Annotated in this window: 16 protein-coding genes; 12 read left to right on the top strand and 4 right to left on the bottom strand. The window is 64.3% G+C overall.

The window, feature by feature from the left end:
* Nucleotides 1-54 precede the first annotated feature (54 nt).
* The 11 genes from LFT43_RS10125 to LFT43_RS10075 all read left to right on the top strand — a co-directional run bounded on the left by LFT43_RS10125 (nt 55) and on the right by LFT43_RS10075 (nt 11,951).
* Entirely contained in the window at nt 55-1,044 is a 990-nt protein-coding gene (locus LFT43_RS10125) for a LacI family DNA-binding transcriptional regulator (protein WP_395796416.1), read from the top strand.
* Nucleotides 1,045-1,046: 2 nt separating this feature from the next.
* Nucleotides 1,047-2,027: a 2-hydroxyacid dehydrogenase gene (locus LFT43_RS10120; protein ID WP_395796414.1), complete on the top strand. Its 981-nt coding sequence runs from the start codon at nt 1,047-1,049 to the stop codon at nt 2,025-2,027.
* Nucleotides 2,024-3,241, top strand: a complete 1,218-nt coding sequence (manD, locus tag LFT43_RS10115; RefSeq protein WP_395796412.1) for a D-mannonate dehydratase ManD — start codon at nt 2,024-2,026, stop codon at nt 3,239-3,241. The genes LFT43_RS10120 and manD overlap by 4 nt, the downstream gene beginning before the upstream one ends.
* A 2-nt stretch (nt 3,242-3,243) precedes the next feature.
* Nucleotides 3,244-4,767: a mannitol dehydrogenase family protein gene (locus tag LFT43_RS10110; RefSeq protein WP_395796410.1), complete on the top strand. Its 1,524-nt coding sequence runs from the start codon at nt 3,244-3,246 to the stop codon at nt 4,765-4,767.
* Nucleotides 4,764-5,816 (top strand): alcohol dehydrogenase catalytic domain-containing protein, encoded by a 1,053-nt coding sequence (locus LFT43_RS10105; protein WP_395796408.1) that lies wholly within the window; start codon nt 4,764-4,766, stop codon nt 5,814-5,816. The genes LFT43_RS10110 and LFT43_RS10105 overlap by 4 nt, the downstream gene beginning before the upstream one ends.
* A gap of 47 nt (nt 5,817-5,863) precedes the next feature.
* On the top strand, nt 5,864-7,240 hold the full coding sequence (locus tag LFT43_RS10100) for an MFS transporter (RefSeq protein ID WP_395796406.1): 1,377 nt from the start codon (nt 5,864-5,866) through the stop codon (nt 7,238-7,240).
* 75 nt (nt 7,241-7,315) lie between these two features.
* A complete protein-coding gene (locus tag LFT43_RS10095) occupies nt 7,316-7,990 on the top strand; it encodes a bifunctional 4-hydroxy-2-oxoglutarate aldolase/2-dehydro-3-deoxy-phosphogluconate aldolase (RefSeq protein WP_395796404.1) in 675 nt (224 codons plus the stop codon).
* Nucleotides 7,987-8,940: a sugar kinase gene (locus tag LFT43_RS10090; RefSeq protein ID WP_395802833.1), complete on the top strand. Its 954-nt coding sequence runs from the start codon at nt 7,987-7,989 to the stop codon at nt 8,938-8,940. Before LFT43_RS10095 ends, LFT43_RS10090 begins: the two co-directional genes overlap by 4 nt.
* Nucleotides 8,937-9,965 (top strand): DUF4862 family protein, encoded by a 1,029-nt coding sequence (locus LFT43_RS10085; RefSeq protein WP_395802831.1) that lies wholly within the window; start codon nt 8,937-8,939, stop codon nt 9,963-9,965. Before LFT43_RS10090 ends, LFT43_RS10085 begins: the two co-directional genes overlap by 4 nt.
* A gap of 337 nt (nt 9,966-10,302) precedes the next feature.
* On the top strand, nt 10,303-11,526 hold the full coding sequence (locus tag LFT43_RS10080) for a serine/threonine-protein kinase (protein WP_395802829.1): 1,224 nt from the start codon (nt 10,303-10,305) through the stop codon (nt 11,524-11,526).
* A gap of 20 nt (nt 11,527-11,546) precedes the next feature.
* Nucleotides 11,547-11,951 (top strand): hypothetical protein, encoded by a 405-nt coding sequence (locus LFT43_RS10075; protein ID WP_395802827.1) that lies wholly within the window; start codon nt 11,547-11,549, stop codon nt 11,949-11,951.
* A gap of 98 nt (nt 11,952-12,049) precedes the next feature.
* Here the strand turns inward: LFT43_RS10075 and LFT43_RS10070 are convergent, their stop codons facing one another.
* Nucleotides 12,050-13,246 carry a hypothetical protein gene (locus tag LFT43_RS10070; protein WP_395802825.1) on the bottom strand — a complete coding sequence of 399 codons (1,197 nt, stop codon included), beginning with the start codon at nt 13,244-13,246 and terminating at the stop codon, nt 12,050-12,052.
* Between the two features lie 444 nt (nt 13,247-13,690).
* Here LFT43_RS10070 and LFT43_RS10065 point away from each other — a divergent pair, with 444 nt between their 5' ends.
* Nucleotides 13,691-14,197, top strand: coding sequence for a hypothetical protein (locus LFT43_RS10065; RefSeq protein ID WP_395802823.1), 507 nt, complete (start codon nt 13,691-13,693; stop codon nt 14,195-14,197).
* Nucleotides 14,198-14,502: 305 nt separating this feature from the next.
* Here LFT43_RS10065 and LFT43_RS10060 read toward each other — a convergent pair whose 3' ends face one another.
* From LFT43_RS10060 to LFT43_RS10050, 3 genes are all read right to left on the bottom strand, one after another.
* Nucleotides 14,503-14,760, bottom strand: a complete 258-nt coding sequence (locus LFT43_RS10060; protein ID WP_395802821.1) for a DUF6458 family protein — start codon at nt 14,758-14,760, stop codon at nt 14,503-14,505.
* A gap of 193 nt (nt 14,761-14,953) precedes the next feature.
* Nucleotides 14,954-15,424 carry a hypothetical protein gene (locus LFT43_RS10055; RefSeq protein ID WP_395802819.1) on the bottom strand — a complete coding sequence of 157 codons (471 nt, stop codon included), beginning with the start codon at nt 15,422-15,424 and terminating at the stop codon, nt 14,954-14,956.
* 51 nt (nt 15,425-15,475) lie between these two features.
* Nucleotides 15,476-16,783, bottom strand: a complete 1,308-nt coding sequence (locus LFT43_RS10050; RefSeq protein WP_395802817.1) for an MFS transporter — start codon at nt 16,781-16,783, stop codon at nt 15,476-15,478.
* Nucleotides 16,784-17,199 lie beyond the last annotated feature (416 nt).

Genomic DNA, 17,199 nt, shown 5'->3' with positions numbered 1-17,199 from the left:
CAAGACTTTCCATACTTGCAGAACCAAGGTTTCAACGAAGCAACTGGAGGACAGATGTCGGCAAAACTCACGGATGTCGCAAAGCTGGCGGGAGTGTCCCTGGCAACAGCGTCGCGGGCATTCGGAGATCCCGGACGCCTGGCCGCTGAGACGCGGCAGAAGGTCATGGCGGCAGCGGAGCAACTCGGATACGACGTGCCCGGAGTCACGGGCAGCCGGACGTTCGGCGTCATCGTCCCTGACATCTCCAACGCAGTCTTCGCGGCCTTGATCAAGGCCATACAGGACCAGGCATGGCATGGCCGGCACCGAATGGTCTTAGCCGACACCGCAGAATCCTCCTCGCGGGAACGCGCCCACCTCGAGTCCTTCTCGACGGGGGTGGACGGCATCATCCTCTGCTCGCCCCGCTTGCCGTCAGAGCAGATCCACGAACTCGCCGGCAGCGCCCCGCTGGTGGTCATCAACGGCGAAGCCGACCACGCGGCACGTGTACTCATGGAAGCCGGCGAAGGAATCCGCCAGGCCATAGAACACCTCTACGCCCTTGGCCACCGCAAACTCGTCTACGTCCCCGGACCGGCGTCGTCCTGGGCAAACGGCCAGCGCAGCGCCGCCATCACCCGCTTCTGCGCTGAGTGGGGCATTGAACTCGTCACCGTTGGGAACCAAAACGCAACGGTCGACGGCGGACTGGCGGCAGCGGCGTCGGTAGTCGCCAGCGGTGCCACCGCAGTCATCGCCTACAACGACCTCGTCGCCATCGGCATGCTCGCCGGCGCCCGGACCCTCGGCTACCACTGCCCGGAGGACATCAGCGTTGTCGGCATCGACGATCTTGACATCGCCGCCGCAGCCGAACCGGGGCTAACCTCTGTCCGGGTGCCCATTGACCGAAGCGGTGCCCTCAGCCTCGAGCTCCTCCTTGAGCAGATGGCCGGAAAGCCGATGGCCACGGAAGCCGTCCACCTCAGCTCCCAACTCATCGTGCGTGGCTCCACCTTTGCCGCGCGCACCGCCGAGCAAGCCCTCCAGGGAAAGTAACCATGAGAATAGTCATCGCAGACCCCAATCTGATGCCCCAGCGGTCCACCTTCGAGGCCGCCCTTCCTACGGGATCCCTCACCTCCTGGCACGATAGCTGGAGCGAGCACGCCGTCCTGACCGACCTCAAGGACGCCGACGTCTACGTGGGTCCACGCTTCACCGAGGCCATGGGCGCAGTCGCCGGCAACCTGCGCCTGGTGCACGTGGGAGGTGCCGGTTACGACGGCATAGACGCCGACGCATTGCCCGTAGGGGCGGTCTGCGCCAACACCTTCCACCACGAAAGCTCCATTGCCGAACACATCGCCGCCGTGCTGGTGGCCCTGCGCCGCAACCTGATCGGCCAAGACGCGGCTCTCCGGAGCGGTGTGTGGTCTTCCTCGGTGTACTCCCCCGAGATCCGCCAGCCCGAAACCCTTCGCGGTGCCGTGGTGACCTTCCTCGGGTTCGGACACATCGGCAGTGCCGCCTGGGCGCTCCTCAAGGCCTTCGGCGCTGAAGGCATCGCCATTACCCGCAGCGGCAGCGTCGACGCGGAAGCAAACTCCCTGCGCTGGGCCGGCACTACGGAACGGCTTGGCGAGGCCCTCAGCGAGTCGGACATCCTGGTGGTCAGCATCCCGCTCTCGGAGCAGACCACCGGCATCATTAGCGCAGCTGAACTCGACGACCTTGGCCCGGACGGATTGCTTGTCAACATTGCCCGTGGACCGGTCGTTGATGAAACCGCCTTCTACGAAGCCCTGAAAGACCGCCGGATCGCAGGGGCCGCAATCGACGTCTGGTACCAATACCCGGGGACTGACGGCCGCGGCGAACCGTCCGCCCTTCCGTTCGGCCGTCTGGACAACGTCATCATGACCCCGCACTCCTCCGGCGTCACCGCGGAGACCTTCCGCAGCCGCGCGCTTGAGATTGCCGAAAACATCACCCGCCTGTCCAAGAACGAACCGCTGAAGAATGTAGTGATTTCCCGATGACCCGAAAAATCGTCGACGTCGACGTCCTGGTGACCAGCCCCAGCCGCAACTTCGTCACACTCAAGATCACCACCGACGACGGCCTGATCGGTTGGGGTGACGCCACCCTGAACGGCCGCGAACTTTCTGTTGCGAGCTACCTCCGCGATCACCTCGGCCCGGCCTTGGTGGGCAGGGACGCGGACCGCATCGAAGACACCTGGCAATACTTTTACAAAGGGGCCTACTGGCGCCGGGGTCCGGTGAGCATGGCCGCAATCGGCGCCATCGACCTCGCCCTCTGGGACATCAAAGGCAAGGCCCTCGGCGTTCCGGTCTACCAACTCCTCGGCGGCGCAGCCCGCGACAAGATCCTCACCTACACGCACGCCACCGGCTGGGACCTGCCCGAGCTGTTGGACTCGATAGACCAGCGCCGCGAGCAAGGCTTCCGCGCTGTCCGCGCACAGTCGGGCGTCCCCGGGCTGTCGAAGGTCTACGGCGTCACCAAGGGCGCCGCGAGCTACGAACCTGCCGGTCGCGGCGCCGGACCTGTCGAAGAAGACTGGGACACCTCGGCCTACCTGCGCCACGCACCAAAGATCCTGTCCGCAGTCCGTGAACACGTCGGCTCCGAGCTCAAGTTGCTCCACGACGTCCACCACCGCCTCAACCCGACCGAAGCAGCCCGGTTGGCCCGCTCCTTGGAAGACGTGGACCTGTTCTGGCTGGAGGACGTTACCCCCGCCGAGAACCAGCGCCTGCTCCGTACGCTACGTCAGCAGACCACGATTCCGCTGGCCATCGGCGAAGTCTTCAACACCGTCTGGGATGCCGAGCTGCTCATCACTGAACGGCTCATCGACTACATCCGCACCGCCGTCGTGCACGCCGGAGGCATCTCCCACGTCCGCAAGATCCTGGCGCTGGCCGAGGTCTACCAGATCAAGGGCGCCCCGCACGGGCCTTCCGATGTCTCCCCCATCAACCTCTCGGCATCGCTGCACCTTGGCCTGGCCACGAGCAACTTCGCCATCCAGGAATACATGGGCTACGACCCCGTGGTCTCCGAGGTCTTCCACTCCAGCTTCCGTTTCGAAGACGGCTACCTGCACCCTGGCGACGAGCCTGGACTCGGTGTCCACGTGGACGAAGAAGCCGCTGCCCTCTTCCCTTACGCGCAGGCCTACCTGCCCATCGCCCGGGAGCTCGACGGCTCCATGAAGGACTGGTGAACATGGCCACGTCAAGCCTCCCGCCGCTGAGCGCCGAAACCCCTGGAATCCCGCGCCGAGCGGAAGCTCCCGCCCCGGGCATCGTGCACCTCGGCCTGGGCAACTTCCACCGGGCCCATCAGGCGGTCTACACGGAAGCCGCCATGGCCGCCCACGGCGGCGACTGGGGAATCATCGGAATCTCCAGCCGCTCAAGTGCCATCACGGATGCCATGCGCGCCCAGGACATGCTCTACACGGTCGTCGAGATCTCGCCCGAGGGATCGGCGTTCTCGACGCCACGCGTGCATACCGATGCGTTCGTCGCGGCACAGGAACCGCAACGCGTTGTGGCGGCCATTGGCACCGAGACCACGCGCATCGTGTCGCTGACCGTCACCGAAAGCGGCTACACCTACAGCCCCGCAACGGGATCACTCAACGTTGCCGATCCTGACGTCCAGCACGACCTCGCCAACGGCCAAGTCCCCCGCACCCCGATCGGGCAGATCGTCCGCGGCCTCCAGCAGCGCGCACGGACCCACGGCCAGCCGCTGACAGTCCTCAGCTGCGACAACCTCGCGGACAACGGACACCACACTCAACGGCTCGTCCGCGAATTCGTTTCATTGCTGCCTGCAGCTGAGGCCGCGGAAACGCTGCCATGGATCGACGCCAACGTAACGTTCCCTTCGTCCATGGTGGACAGGATCGTGCCCGCCACGACGGACCACTACCGCAGGCTCGTCGCCGAGCAACTCGGCTATGCGGACCAGATCCCCGTGCCCGCCGAGCCATTCACTATGTGGATCCTGGAGGACAACTTCATAGCGGGCCGCCCTGCCTGGGAGGCCGGAGGCGCGATCTTCACGGACGACGTCGCGGCATACGAGCAACTCAAGGTCCGGCTCCTCAACGGCACCCATTCGCTGATCGCCTACCTTGGGGCGTTGTCCGGCGCAGCCACCATTCCCGACGCCACTGCCATGGATTACGTCGCGGAAGCAGCCCGCCGCGTACTCCGCGAAGAGTACCTGCCGAGTGTCACCGTGCCCGCCGCCGTCGACGTCGACGCTTACGTGGAGCAGCTCTTCTCGCGTTGGCGCAACTCGGCATTGGGGCACCGGACCAGCCAAGTGGGCAGCGATGGTTCCGTCAAGCTGCGCCAACGGATCCCGATTCCAGCATTGGAAATGCTCGACGCCGGCGCCATGCCCCACTACCTCGCCCTCACCACGGCGGCGTACCTGTCATGCATCGCGCCCCTGCACGGTTTCGACCCCGGCAACCACGCCAACGAGATGCAAGACCCCGCCCGAGAAACACTTCAAAAACTCGCAGCAGGATCCACCTCCGGACGGGACCTCGCCGCCAAAGTGCTCGGCGAACACCACCTCCTGGGCGGCGAACTCGCGATGCGTGAAGACTTCATCGACCGCACCGGTGAGCTGATCGACATCATCCACCGGCAGGGCCCCCTCGCCGCCGCCCAGGCGGCAGCCGAGTCAACCTCGCTTCTTCCCGCACAGACCCGGAGCATTCGATGACCACACAAGCAGTCCGCCACACCGGAAGACCTTCACTACCGCTCACCACGGAGGCAGCCGTCCTGCACGGTGCGGGCGACATCCGCATCGAACAGAAACCCCTGAAGCCTCTGGGACCGAACGACGTCCTGGTGGAAATGCGCTCGGGAGGAATCTGCGGCTCGGACATGCATTACTTCGCTGAAGGCCGCAACGGCACCAACATCCTCCGCCAACCTACTGTCCTGGGCCACGAGGGAGCCGGCGTTGTGATCGCGGCCGGTGAGGCGGCCCGCATTGCCGCAGGCACCGCCGTCGTGATTGAACCCGCGTTGCCCTGCCGGAAGTGCCCCACGTGCCTCTCCGGACGCTACAACCTATGCCCTACCGGGACGTGCTTCGGTTCCCCGCCCACAGACGGAGTGTTCGCCCGCCACGTGGTGGTTCCAGAGACCGCCCTTCACGAACTTCCGGACAGCATCCCGGCCGAGATCGGGGCGGCGATCGAGCCGCTCGCCGTCGCGGTCTGGGCGGTTGAACGGGCGCAGGTCGAGGCCGGGCACCGAGTACTGATCACGGGTGCCGGCCCGATCGGGCTACTCGTCGCGCAAGTCGCGGCATCCCGCGGAGCGTCCGAGATCATCGTGACGGACGTCAACGACGACCGCTTGGCGGTTGCGGCGGCATTCGGGGCGACGAAGACCATCAACACGGCCAACGAGGCCCTTGGCCTTGGGGACATGGATCGCCTGATCGAGTGCTCCGGCAACAGCAGGGCGCTGGCCGACGGCATCCTGACACTGGCCCCTGCAGCCCGGGCCACGGTGGTGGGCCAGGCCCGTCCCACCGTGGACGGCATCCCGCTCGGTTTCCTCCAGCGCTACGAAATCGACCTGGTGACCGCGTTCCGGTATGCCAACGCGTTCCCGACGGCGATCCAGCTCGCTTCATCGGGGGTTGTGGACCTCCGATCCATCATCACCTCCACGTTTGACCTCGCCAACGCGGCAGCCGCACTCACGGCCCCGGTGACAGACCCCACCAAACTCAAAGTCCTCATCACCTACTGACTCGGCCCACCTACGGGCCAGCGGCATCCATTCAAAGGAGTATGGAAATGACCACAGCAGCAAACCTCCCACCCACGCCAGTGGACCAAAGCAAGGTCCGGAAGGCCGCCGTCGCCGGGCTCATCGGCACCACCCTGGAACTCTACGATTTCGTCATCTATGGAACAGCGTCGGCGCTGGTCTTCAGCAAGCTCTTCTTCCCTAACATCTCGCCCGCCGCAGCACTGCTCGCCAGCTTCAGCACCTTCGCCGTCGGATTCCTGTTCCGGCCCCTCGGCGGGATCTTCTTCTCCCACTTCGGCGACCGCCTCGGCCGGAAGTGGGTCCTCGTCGTCACGCTGCTCCTCATGGGCGGGGCCACGCTGGCCATCGGGCTCCTGCCGACCTTCGGCCAGATCGGCATCTTTGCCCCGGTCCTGCTTTGTGTCTGCCGTGCAGCCCAGGGCTTCGGCGCCGGTGCCGAACAATCGGGCGGCGCAACGCTGCTCACTGAGTCCGCGGCCCCTGGAACCCGAGGCAAGCTGGCCTCGCTGATCATGGTTGGAGCAGCCGCCGGAACGGCGCTGGGAGCACTTGTTTGGATCGCAGCCCAGTCCCTGGCACCGAACGACATGCTCACGTGGGGCTGGAGGCTCGTCTTCCTCTCCAGCATCTTCGTTACCATCGCCGCGCTGGTCATCCGGCGCAAGCTGGACGAGTCACCGGTTTTCGAGGAGATCAAGCAGGCCCGCACGGAACCGCCAGCACCCTTGAGGGAAGTTACCAAGTACGGCAAGGCCAACGTCCTGCGCGTGATCCTGATGAACCTTGGCGTCAGCACCCAGTCCTACACCATCCAGGTGTTCATGGCCTCCTACCTCATCACCGTGATCGGAACGGACCCGAAGTTCATTCCTCCCGTACTCCTCATCGGTTCACTCTGCGGCGGCGTCGCGGCTGTTTCCTTCGGTATCCTGTCCGACAAGATCGGGCGCCGGCGCGTCGTCTCCCTCATCACCGGGGCACTCATTCTCTTCCCCGCCCCCGCATTCCTCCTGCTGACCACAGGCTCAACGGTAGCCATCGTGTTGGTGATCGTGGTCGGCTTCGTCCTGGCCTGCCAAGGCGTGGTTGGCGTGCACATGAGCTACTTCCCGGAGATCTTCGGCAGCCGCTACCGCTACGCAGGCGTCACCTTGGGCCGCGAGTTCTCCTCCATCATCGGCGGAGGTATCGCGCCGATGATCTGCGCTGCGCTGCTGGGCATGTTCAGCAACTCCTGGATTCCTGTAGCGATCTACATGTCCGTGACCATGCTCATCAGCTTCATCGCCACCCGCATGTCGCCGGAAACCCTCAATCGCGACTTGACGGACCCTCAGGACGCAGCGCACAGCAAAAGCGTGGTTATCCCGGTGACCGCGGAAGCGCAGCACGTCCAGTAACACCCGACGCTCCGACGGCGGCACGCGCCGCCGTCGGGAGACCTCCGCCGGCCAACCACCGCACAAAGGACATCCATGCTCCACCTCGAAACCCCGGGCACCGTCTCCCGCCCGGCACCGTCCGCCATCCTCCGCGACTCCAGGGTCGTGGCTGTGCTCCGGGCCCGGCACGCCAAGGACTACACCCCCGTCATCGAAGCCCTCCGGGAAGGCGGTGTCCTCAGTATCGAACTGACGTTGAGCACACCGGGAGTGTTCGACGAGCTTCCCCTACTGCAAGAGCGGTTCGGCAACTCCGTTGAAATCGGAGTCGGCACCGTGACGACTGCTGCCGAGGCCGAAACGGCACTTGACCTGGGTGCCGCGTACATCGTCACGCCCATCACCGAACCGGACGTCATCACCGCGTGCACACGGCGCGGTGTGTCCGTCTTCCCCGGCGGACTGACCCCCACCGAACTCCACGCCGGTTGGTCGCGGGGCGCCACCGCCGTCAAAGTCTTCCCCGCCTCGACGGTCGGGCCTGGCTACATATCGCAGTTGCGCGGCCCCTTTCCGGACATCCAGGTGATTCCTTCCGGCGGCGTGGATATCGAGGATGTACCGGCATGGATCCGCGCCGGCGCATTGGCAGTCAGCCTCGGAGGGCCACTTCTCGGCGACGCGTTCAAAGGCGGGAGCCTGACCGAGTTGACCGCACGTGCGCGACGGCTCCGCAACCTCATTGGTGAGGCTGGTGGTGAGCGATGAACAGCAGGGCATACGTCGTGACCATCGGCGAAACCATGGCGCTCATGTCATCGGACAAGGCCGGCCCGTTGGCCCATGCCTCCACCATGAGCCTCGGCATCGGAGGGTCTGAGTCCAATGTCGCCATCGGCCTGCAACGCTTGGGCGTCCAGAGTGTTTGGTGCGGCCGCATCGGTGCGGATTCCCTCGGTCAGCTTGTGGAGCGGGAGATCCGCGCCGAGGGCGTCGACGTCCACGTGACGGTGGACGACGAGGCGCCCACCGGCCTGATGATCAAGGAACGCCGGACCCCCACAGCCCAGAAGGTCTCCTACTACCGGTCCGGCAGCGCGGGCTCACGGATTTCCCCCGACGACGTCGACGAACGGCTGATCGCAGGTGCCGCCCTGCTGCACGTCAGCGGCATCACCCCAGCGCTCTCTTCCCAAGCTGCTTCCACGCTCCGGTACGCCATCGCCGCAGCCAAAGCATCCGGTGTTCCGGTCTCATTCGACCTGAACTACCGCAGCAAGCTCTGGGAAGCCGAAACCGCTGGAAGCGCCTACCGCGAGATCATCCCGCACGTGGACATCGTGTTCGCTGGACTTGAGGAAGCCCAGCTCGCCGTCGGACCAGCCGTCGACGCCGAAGAAGCCGCCGGGCGCATAGCTGCCATGGGCCCAAGCCAAGTGGTCATAAAGCTGGGAGCCGAGGGCGCCCTGGCTTGCATCGAAAGCCAGGTCTTCCGGCAGGAAGCACTGGTCATCGAAGCCCTCGACACAGTGGGCGCCGGCGACGCGTTCGTGGCCGGCTATTTGGCCGAATTTGTCGAGGGACGCGAGCCCGAAGAGCGTCTTCGAACTGCCGTAAGCACAGGGGCATTTGTTTGCCTGGTACCCGGCGACTGGGAAGGGCTCCCGCGCCGCGAAGAATTGCGGCTCCTGGGCAACCATGAACCGGTCAGCCGATGACCAGGTTTTTCGTGGGAGCGTATGCCGCCGCCCCGAGCCTGACCGGATGGAATCCATCGGCTGAAGGAAGATTCCTGAAATCCGTCGCGGAACTGGAAGGCGTTGCCGGCCTCGAAGTCCCGTTCACGGGAGCGCTGCACAAAGACGACGAAGCCTGGTTCCTGCGGCAATTGCCTGAACAAGCGGACTTTGTGGTGACAACCATTCCCGGGACCATGGCCAGGCTCAGTTCAGACCCCTGCTTTGGTTTGGCCTCAACGTCCACGGCCGGGCGCCGGGCAGCAATCGACTTCATTCGCGATGCGCTGAAGGCCGTCGGAAGGCTCAACGAGCGCGTAGGCCGGTCTGCGGTTGTTGCGCTTGAGATCCACTCAGCCCCGTGGGCAGATGGGCAACATGCCTCCACGGCCGCCTTGTCCGACTCGTTGACCGAAATTTCGCAGTGGGAGTGGAACGGTGCACAACTTGCGCTCGAACACTGCGACGCATTTGTCCTTGGCCAGGCACCGGCCAAGGGTTTCCTTTCCCTCGAGGAGGAGGCCGTGACAGTGCGCCGCGTGATCGAGTCAACTGGCCGGCCCATGGGAATTGCCATCAATTGGGGGCGTTCAGTCCTGGAGCAACGCAGACCGGAAGCCGCTCTGGAGCACATCAACTTCCTTCGCGAGGGTGACCTGCTCGGAGGTTTCGTGCTCTCGGGCTGCGCGGGCGTTGATACCCGGTACGGCGCGGCTTGGGCGGACGTGCATGTCCCGCCCGCACCCCGCACGGAGAGACACGCCGGTCCGTCGGTCGAATCGGCCGCTGACCTCGACGTCCTCGAAGCGTCGTCCCTGCTGACCGTGGAACGCATGGAGGAATGCCTGCGCGCGGCAGGTCCCGGGACGGGCAAGAATTTTCGGGGAATCAAGGTGGCCGCCCCTCCGCATGCAACCGTGGAGCAGCGCGTGGCCGTCATTTCAAAAACCCTCGATCTGGCCATCTACGCGGCAACACAGGATTGGCCGAGCCGGACCGCCCCGTAGCGGGAGGGTCCCGAAAGTCCATCCTGCCATGGGATGTGACCGCTGGGGCCGGACTTCTGGCTGGGAACCCCTAGCGCTTGCCGGCGTCCGAGTTGCCCTCGGCGTCGGCACGGTCTGGCTTGTGCTGGCCTTCGCCCTTCGAGTCGTGGTCCGCCTTGCGGTCGCCACCGTCTCAGGGGCCGTCGCAGGGGGTACCGCCGCCGGTTGAGAGCAATGCTGTGACCGGCCGTATGATGAGGTCTGCGTCAGTCGCGTCACGCTCTTGTATATGGCCGAGGCCGGCCCGGGGTGGCCGTACGACGCGGGATTTGTCGGCTCAAAGAAAGCGAGGGGAGCAGTGCCGGATGACCCTATCACCGGAGAGAACGATGTTCTTGTAGCAGGTCGATACAGGCTGGGAACCTTGATCGGCCGCGGCGCGACGGCGTCGGTGTACCAGGCACAGGATGAGAGACTTGGCCGCGACGTGGCGCTGAAACTCTTTGCTCCGCTGTTGGGAGGCCAGGAGGGGCTCGCCCGGCACGAAAACGAAATGCGGCTCCTTGCGACATTCAACCACCCGTCCCTCGTGACTCTCTTCGACGCAGGCACCGACCACCGGGACCCGGAGCATCCCCGGACATTCCTCACCATGGAACTGATTCACGGACCGGACCTGCATGCCAGATTGCGGGGCCACCCGCTGGCGATCGGGGACGTTGCCCATATCGGAGCAGATCTTGCTTCTGCCCTGGAGTATGTCCACGGGCGCGGGATCATCCACCGCGATATCAAACCGGCGAATGTCCTCCTGGCCAAGGCTCCCGCAGGGTCCCCCATGCGGCCCAAGCTCACGGACTTCGGAATCGCGCGAATCATCGAGGGAACCCGACTGACGGCAACAGGCACTATGGTCGGAACCGCCGCGTACCTAAGCCCGGAACAGGCCACCGGTTCTGCCCTCGGTCCAGCAAGTGACATCTACTCGCTGGGGCTCGTCCTCCTCGAGTGCCTCACGGGAACGCTCGAGTACCCGGGAACCAGCGTGGAATCGGCCGTTGCGAGGCTACACCGCCCACCCCGTGTTCCGGCGACCCTCGGGGAGCGGTGGGTTGACCTCCTCGTCGCGATGACATTGACCCGGCCTTCCGAACGACCTTCAGCACGGGACGTTGAGCAAGCACTCCGGCGTGCGATCAGTTCCGGCATTCCCGCGGCCATGCCCGGGGTCGCCAGCGGGGCCACGCAGACGCTCCCCCGCTTTCCCGACCGCCCTCCCCGCACAACCAAACCAACAATCCAGACGCGCGTGCAAGCTTTGGCATCGGGGAGCGAAAGCAGTGGTAACGGCACCGTCGTCGTGCCAACCATCCGAAACTGGCGACAATGGCTAGGGAAATCGCTAAGCCGCCAGCGCCGCTCGGCATGGGCCATCGGCGCCGGACTGCTCACCACCGCCCTGGTGATCATTGGTGTGGGCGCCTTCCAGCCCCCCGCACCCGCCGCGCCTGCTCCCTCCCCGAACGTTCCAGGCCTCTTGGGTCAACACATCGAACAGCTGCAGAAGAGCGTGACGCCGTGAACCGGGCGCAAAACAGACTCTTGAAAGCCACAACGGCTTTGGCCCTCGTGGCTGGGCTCCTCGCCGGCTGCGCAAATACATCGGACGAACTGACGCCCGGCGCCGCCGGGAAACTGCAGTCCGAAGTTACGGCACTGGCACAGTCCGCAGCCGACAAAGACTTCCCTGCAGCAACCAAGGCGCTGGACCTGCTCACGAAGGACCTTGCAGATGCCGTCGCGCGTGGTGAGGTTTCGCCGTCTCGGCGCCAGGAGATCCAGAGTGCGATCGACCTGGTCCGGGCAGACCTCTCCGCTACGACTACACCGAGCGGCCCTACGCCGACGCCCTCACCGAGCGCTGAGACATCGACCCCTGTTGCTCCGGCTCCAGTGACCCCAGCCCCGGCGCGTCACAAGGGCAGCGGCAAGGGTAATGGCGATTAGGAACCGGTTCTGGGCACGGTAGCCCCGACCCCTGTGTTCCTGACTTCCTGCTAGAGCCGGGTCGGACCGGCCATCATGAGCCTTGTGGGCCTTGGCGCTTACGGTGCTGGCGTCCAGTTGGCCCCGCCATCTGCGGTGGTGTACCGGGTGGTGTGCGTGGTGCAGTCGGTCTTCCCGGCGGCGCATGTGGTCTTGGTGGCGTCGGCCATGCCTATGGCGGCGTCTCGGAACCGGATTCCGAGTGAGTTCACCCCTGAAGGGACCCCCGCCATCGCATGCGGCTGGAATTGGGCGTCGGCTGTGACCTTGAGCAGCTGTGCGGCACTGGTCACGATGACGGCGTCACTGCCGTAGGCGCTGGCTAGGCTGTTGAGCGGCCCGGGAGCGATGTTCGGCAGGTCCACCGAGGCGCCCTTGTCGAAGGTGGCGCCGTTCCTCGTCACGTAGGCGGTCGCCGTGCTGGCTGCTCCGTCCGGTGCAAGTGCGACGGCTGCCACCCCGCTGCCCAGTTGCAGCAGTGAGATCGAGGGAGCGCCCTGATACCCCGGCGGTGGCATCGATCCTTGGACGCTCGGGCTGATGTCGGTGAAGGAGTGTCCGTTGTCGGTGCTTGACCAGAGGTGGGTGTCCATCGCTCCGCCGCTCACGAACAGGGTCGATCCAGCCCAGGCGGCATGCGATGCAGGGCCTGGCAGGGAGACCCGCTGGAGGGCGCCGCCCGACGTCGAGACGTAGGCGCCCGTGTAGCTCGACACGGTCGCCTCTCCTTCGTGTGGCGGGCCGACGATCCAGTGCTTGCCGTCAGCAGAGAGCGATACATAGACGGATGGCACCGGGGTCGGCAGGGCCGCCTGGGTGGTCGTCCATGTGGCTCCCGAATCGGAGCTGTTGGCCACGACCAGGGTGCTGCCTTGCACTCCCGCTTCAACGATGACGGATCCCGCTTGGGCTATCGAGCGGCCTGTGCTGGGCACCACCGGAAACACGACATCCGGCCACAGTGACGCCGCTCCAATCGGGTTTGTCAATCCGATCAGCATGATCGGTTCTCCCGGGACGCCGGCAGGGCTCGACGGCGGCAGCGAGCCGGGACCCGATGGAGACTGGGAGGTGCTGGGTGCGGGAGCCGATAGAGGCGGACCGCCGACGCCTGCCCACGGCTGCGTGATCAGGAACGCCGCGGCCATGGCAACGGCAGCAGCTCCCACCAAGACTGGGACGCGCGATTTCGCTGGGGGCCGTCCGGGCGCGGTTTGCTCCTCACCTGTGCCCATGCCTTCTTCGATATCGGTCACCTCTTCGCGCCGAGCCGCTCGACGCTCGACGCTCGATAGCGAAACGTCGCGCCGCGGATCGCATCAAGCACAAAAGTCCCCGGTGTGCCTTGTCGATGCTCGAAGTCTACCCAAGCCCCACCATCGTCAAAATAGCGCACGACCCCGAACCTGCGCACACGTTGAACGCCGTGCCGCCGAAGGCAAGACCCGACGCGAGATCCTCCGCTGCCACTACACCGGACCCGCCGCTACTTCCAAAAGCCCGAATTGCCGCCACACGTCACAGATTACTCCCGTGCTCCCTTCAGCTGAAGCTGGGGGTCTAGCACGTGCATCCATACCATTGGACACAACGCGAGCGCCGGCGGTGGCACCGTTCTTCAGCGCTGGGAAGACGGCCGACCGTGTTGGCGAGTATTCTCCCAATACGAGATGTTCTACTGACCAGGTTCGGAGCTTTCGATGAAAAATCCCAGCACGGTGGTCCCTGGCGGCTCTCCCGGACCCTTTCCACGCATGGTGCTCTCGTCGCCCTTGGTCGGTTACGACATCACCGTCGCCGAGGGAAAGAATGCGGTGATAGCTCTGCGGGCTTTGCAGGCGCTTCCCGGAGTGCTGTTCTTCACGCTTCAGATCTTCAGCGCTCCTGGCCTGGAGCTGAAAGGCCGAGCCGCGCAGATGGTTCCGCGTCCGGAACCTGCTGCCGGAGGGTTTGTCGTGGAAGCCCTCTTCAAGGATTCGGAAAGCCCGGGTGCTAAGCCTTTGCGGGTTCCTGTTGATGTCCAATCCGGTGGTGGTGGCATGGGCCGATGGGACCTCTCCTACTGGTTCCAGGTGCCCGACCCGGTACCCGCAGAGGTTGCCTTGGCAGTTGCCTGGCCGGATGCCGGGATCCAGCCCACGGTTCTTGGAATCGCCCGGGACGATATTCTCAGGGCGACTCCCGAAGAGCTCAGCTTCCCCCGCTGATATGAGTTGAATTAGTCCCTTCACAAACACCCCTGGAGATGCGCCAACCTAGTGGGGGGCTTCTCGTTCGACGTCGTCACTCACGGCGGAATGAGCCTGGCTGAAGGCTAACGCCAGGCACCTCACGCCATATCCACGAAAGGCAGGAAGTCTCCGTCCGAAAACGGACGGAGACTTCCGGTGGAGAGGCATCGATGGAACACCCTGAGCCAACGAGCTCCGCAGGCCAGAGCCGCTGCTTAATTTCGGCTCCAACTTTTGGCCTGCAATTCAGTGCCGCCTCCCCGTTTCTCTGCCTGCGACGGCTAGATTCCGGTGTCGCGGCTGTCTCTGGTGACGATGCGCTCCCCTGTGACGGGGTCAACTGAAGCACGGCTTTCGCTGACTCGGCGGGCCCGGCGCGGGCCGAACACGAGGAGGGAGACGATCAAGCCTATGACGCCGACCACCATAAGGATGTAACCGACCATATGGAGGTCGATGAAAGTCACAACGCCTCCTGGGACGGCGAAGGCCAGAATGGCGCCTAAGGCGATAAGGAAGATGGACGATCCAATACCCACTGGTGTACCTCCTGCTGAACCGCGGACCCGGCGGCGGCGGGTAATACTAAGCTTGCTTGGCATCGCCTAAGTTACACGCCAGTAACTCATACGGCAACCTGTTGGCAGTGGCAACTAGCCCGCCAAGCACGAAAACGGTCGCAAAAGGCCAGGACACCTGTCCCGGCCTTTTACACAGCACTTTAGCGCGCCCTCACCTCGACTGACGCGCCAGGCCGCGCGTCCCGGCGTCTGGCGGCTGAGTGGTCCATTCGGTTTCCGTGGCCCGCATCCAGGGATATGGCAGGAGATCCTCAAGACTGACGGTTCCCACCTCTCCCCCGGCATCAACCAGGACAGATGTCCCGGCCCCGTAGTTGCGCAGCAGTTCCCGGCAAATGCCGCAAGGGTTGGTGACCTGGGGTTCTCCGCGTTCATCCATGCTCACTGCAACCACGGAGTGGATCGATGCTTCCTGCGCAATACGGGCGTTGGCGAGGGCGCCGGATTCGGCACACACGTTGATCCGCTTAGAGCCTAGGTGGAGGCCCAAGTAGATGGCCCCTGACGCCCCACGCATGGCAGCGGCCACACGATGGTTCTCGCTGTGATGTGCCTGAAGGAGCAGCCGACGGGCTGCGTCGTAAAGCTCCACATCGGACTCGCTGAGTTCAAAGGAGATCACACGCACCTCCGGAACCACAACGGCCTTGGCGACAGGTGTGCACGTGCATTCCTACGTTCCAATGAAGATGCCGTTCTTCCGGCGCGCCAGCACGTAAAACACGATGCTCAGCGCGGACAGGACGGCCACATAAACCGGGAAGATCCACGATGCATTCACGGACTGAAGCCAGACCAGCAGGTAAGAAGCCGTGCCGCCGAAGAGGGCGACGCCAATTCCGTAGCCAAGCGCAGTTCCGGCACCACGGCAGGATTTCGGCATCAGGGAACTTGTGACGACGTTGTAGAGGGTCATGTTCAGGACCAGGACTACCGACCCGCCCAGGAGGACCGCAGCGAATCCGCCGATGCCTGGACGGACGTACATCAGCATCAAGAAGACGGAAGGAATGGACAGCGCGCGAGTGATCAGGAACCACTTGGAAATCGACTTGCCATCGGCGAGCTTGCCGATCACCAGGCTGCCGACAACCAGCACGACGCCAAGCACGGTGGTGATGGCGAAGACGGCGGTCGCGTCTTCCTTGAAGCCGCTGCGGGCCGCAGTGGGAAGTCCTGTGTTCCAGGCGTAGTTGTACGCTTGGGCCGCTCCAACAACGAACGTAATCGCCAAGACGCTCAGCCAATGCTTGCCTACCCCACCCCAGACCGTCTTCGACGAGGAGTTTTCGGCAAGCTCTTCCGGCTTCATGGTTTCCGGAAGGGTCCGGCGCAGGTATACCACGACGAAACCAAACACTGCGCCCACGATGAACGGGACACGCCAACCCCAGTCAGCCATGACCGCCCCACTCAGCATCAGGCTGCACAAATAGCTGACCAGCGAAGCAAGCAGGATGCCCGAGTTGACGAAGAAGGAGATGATGCCCGCGACGAAACCCTCGCGTCCCACCGGTACCAGCTCGACTGCGTGCGCGGTGGAAAGGGGAGCTTCAACACCCGTGGAGATCCCCTGCACAACGCGGCAGACCAGGAGGATGACGCCGGCAGCGCCGCCGATCTGCTGGTACGTAGGACACAAAGCGATGATCAGCGTAGTGATCGCCATCATCATGATGGACCAGAGCATCACTTTTCGACGGCCGATTCTGTCCGCGAAGGTACCGAGCAGGACGCCGCCAAGCGGGCGGAACGCGAAGCCGACGGCGAAGACCGCCAGGGCGTTGAGGGTTGCGGCGGTGGGGTCCTGGGAGGGGAAGAACTTTGGTCCGATGAAGGCCGACAGTAGTCCGAAGACCATCCAGTCGTACCACTCAAGAGTGTTCCCAAGTCCGAGGCCCAGCAGCCCACGGCGGATTTCAGGAGAGAGCCGGGACTTCCGGGCGCTCTCCGAGCCATTCTTGACAAGAATGTCAGTCATGATTCTTTCCTTCCTCCGCACCTTCGCGGTGCGTGAGGGTACGGATCACCATTGCCGCCCAGAGGGTGGCAAGTGATCGAAACTATCATTTTGGCTTGGTTCGGCAGGGCCGAACCAGCTCACCCCATGGGAGGCGAGTCAGCCCAGATAGCTACGCGTGCCTCTTCGTAGCGCTTGAATGCAAACGGCGACATCCAGCCCGGCAACAAGGAGCTTGGACGGTGTGCTTGGATATCGGAGCATCAGCATGGAGAACACGAAGATGGACGTAGGGCGGGCTGGACCTTCCGCCAGAAGGATGAAAGCGCCCACGTTTCCGATCGTGCAGCGTCACTTCCCCACGTGATGCGACTCACATAACTATATTGAAGATTTTCACCAGGTCAATGCTTTTTGAGAAATACCTCTCAGAAAGA

This window comes from Arthrobacter sp. FW306-04-A (genome assembly GCF_044358315.1).
GTDB lineage: Bacteria > Actinomycetota > Actinomycetes > Actinomycetales > Micrococcaceae > Arthrobacter.
Note: the sequence above shows the minus strand (reverse complement) of the source record. Positions and strands in the feature narration are given on the sequence as shown.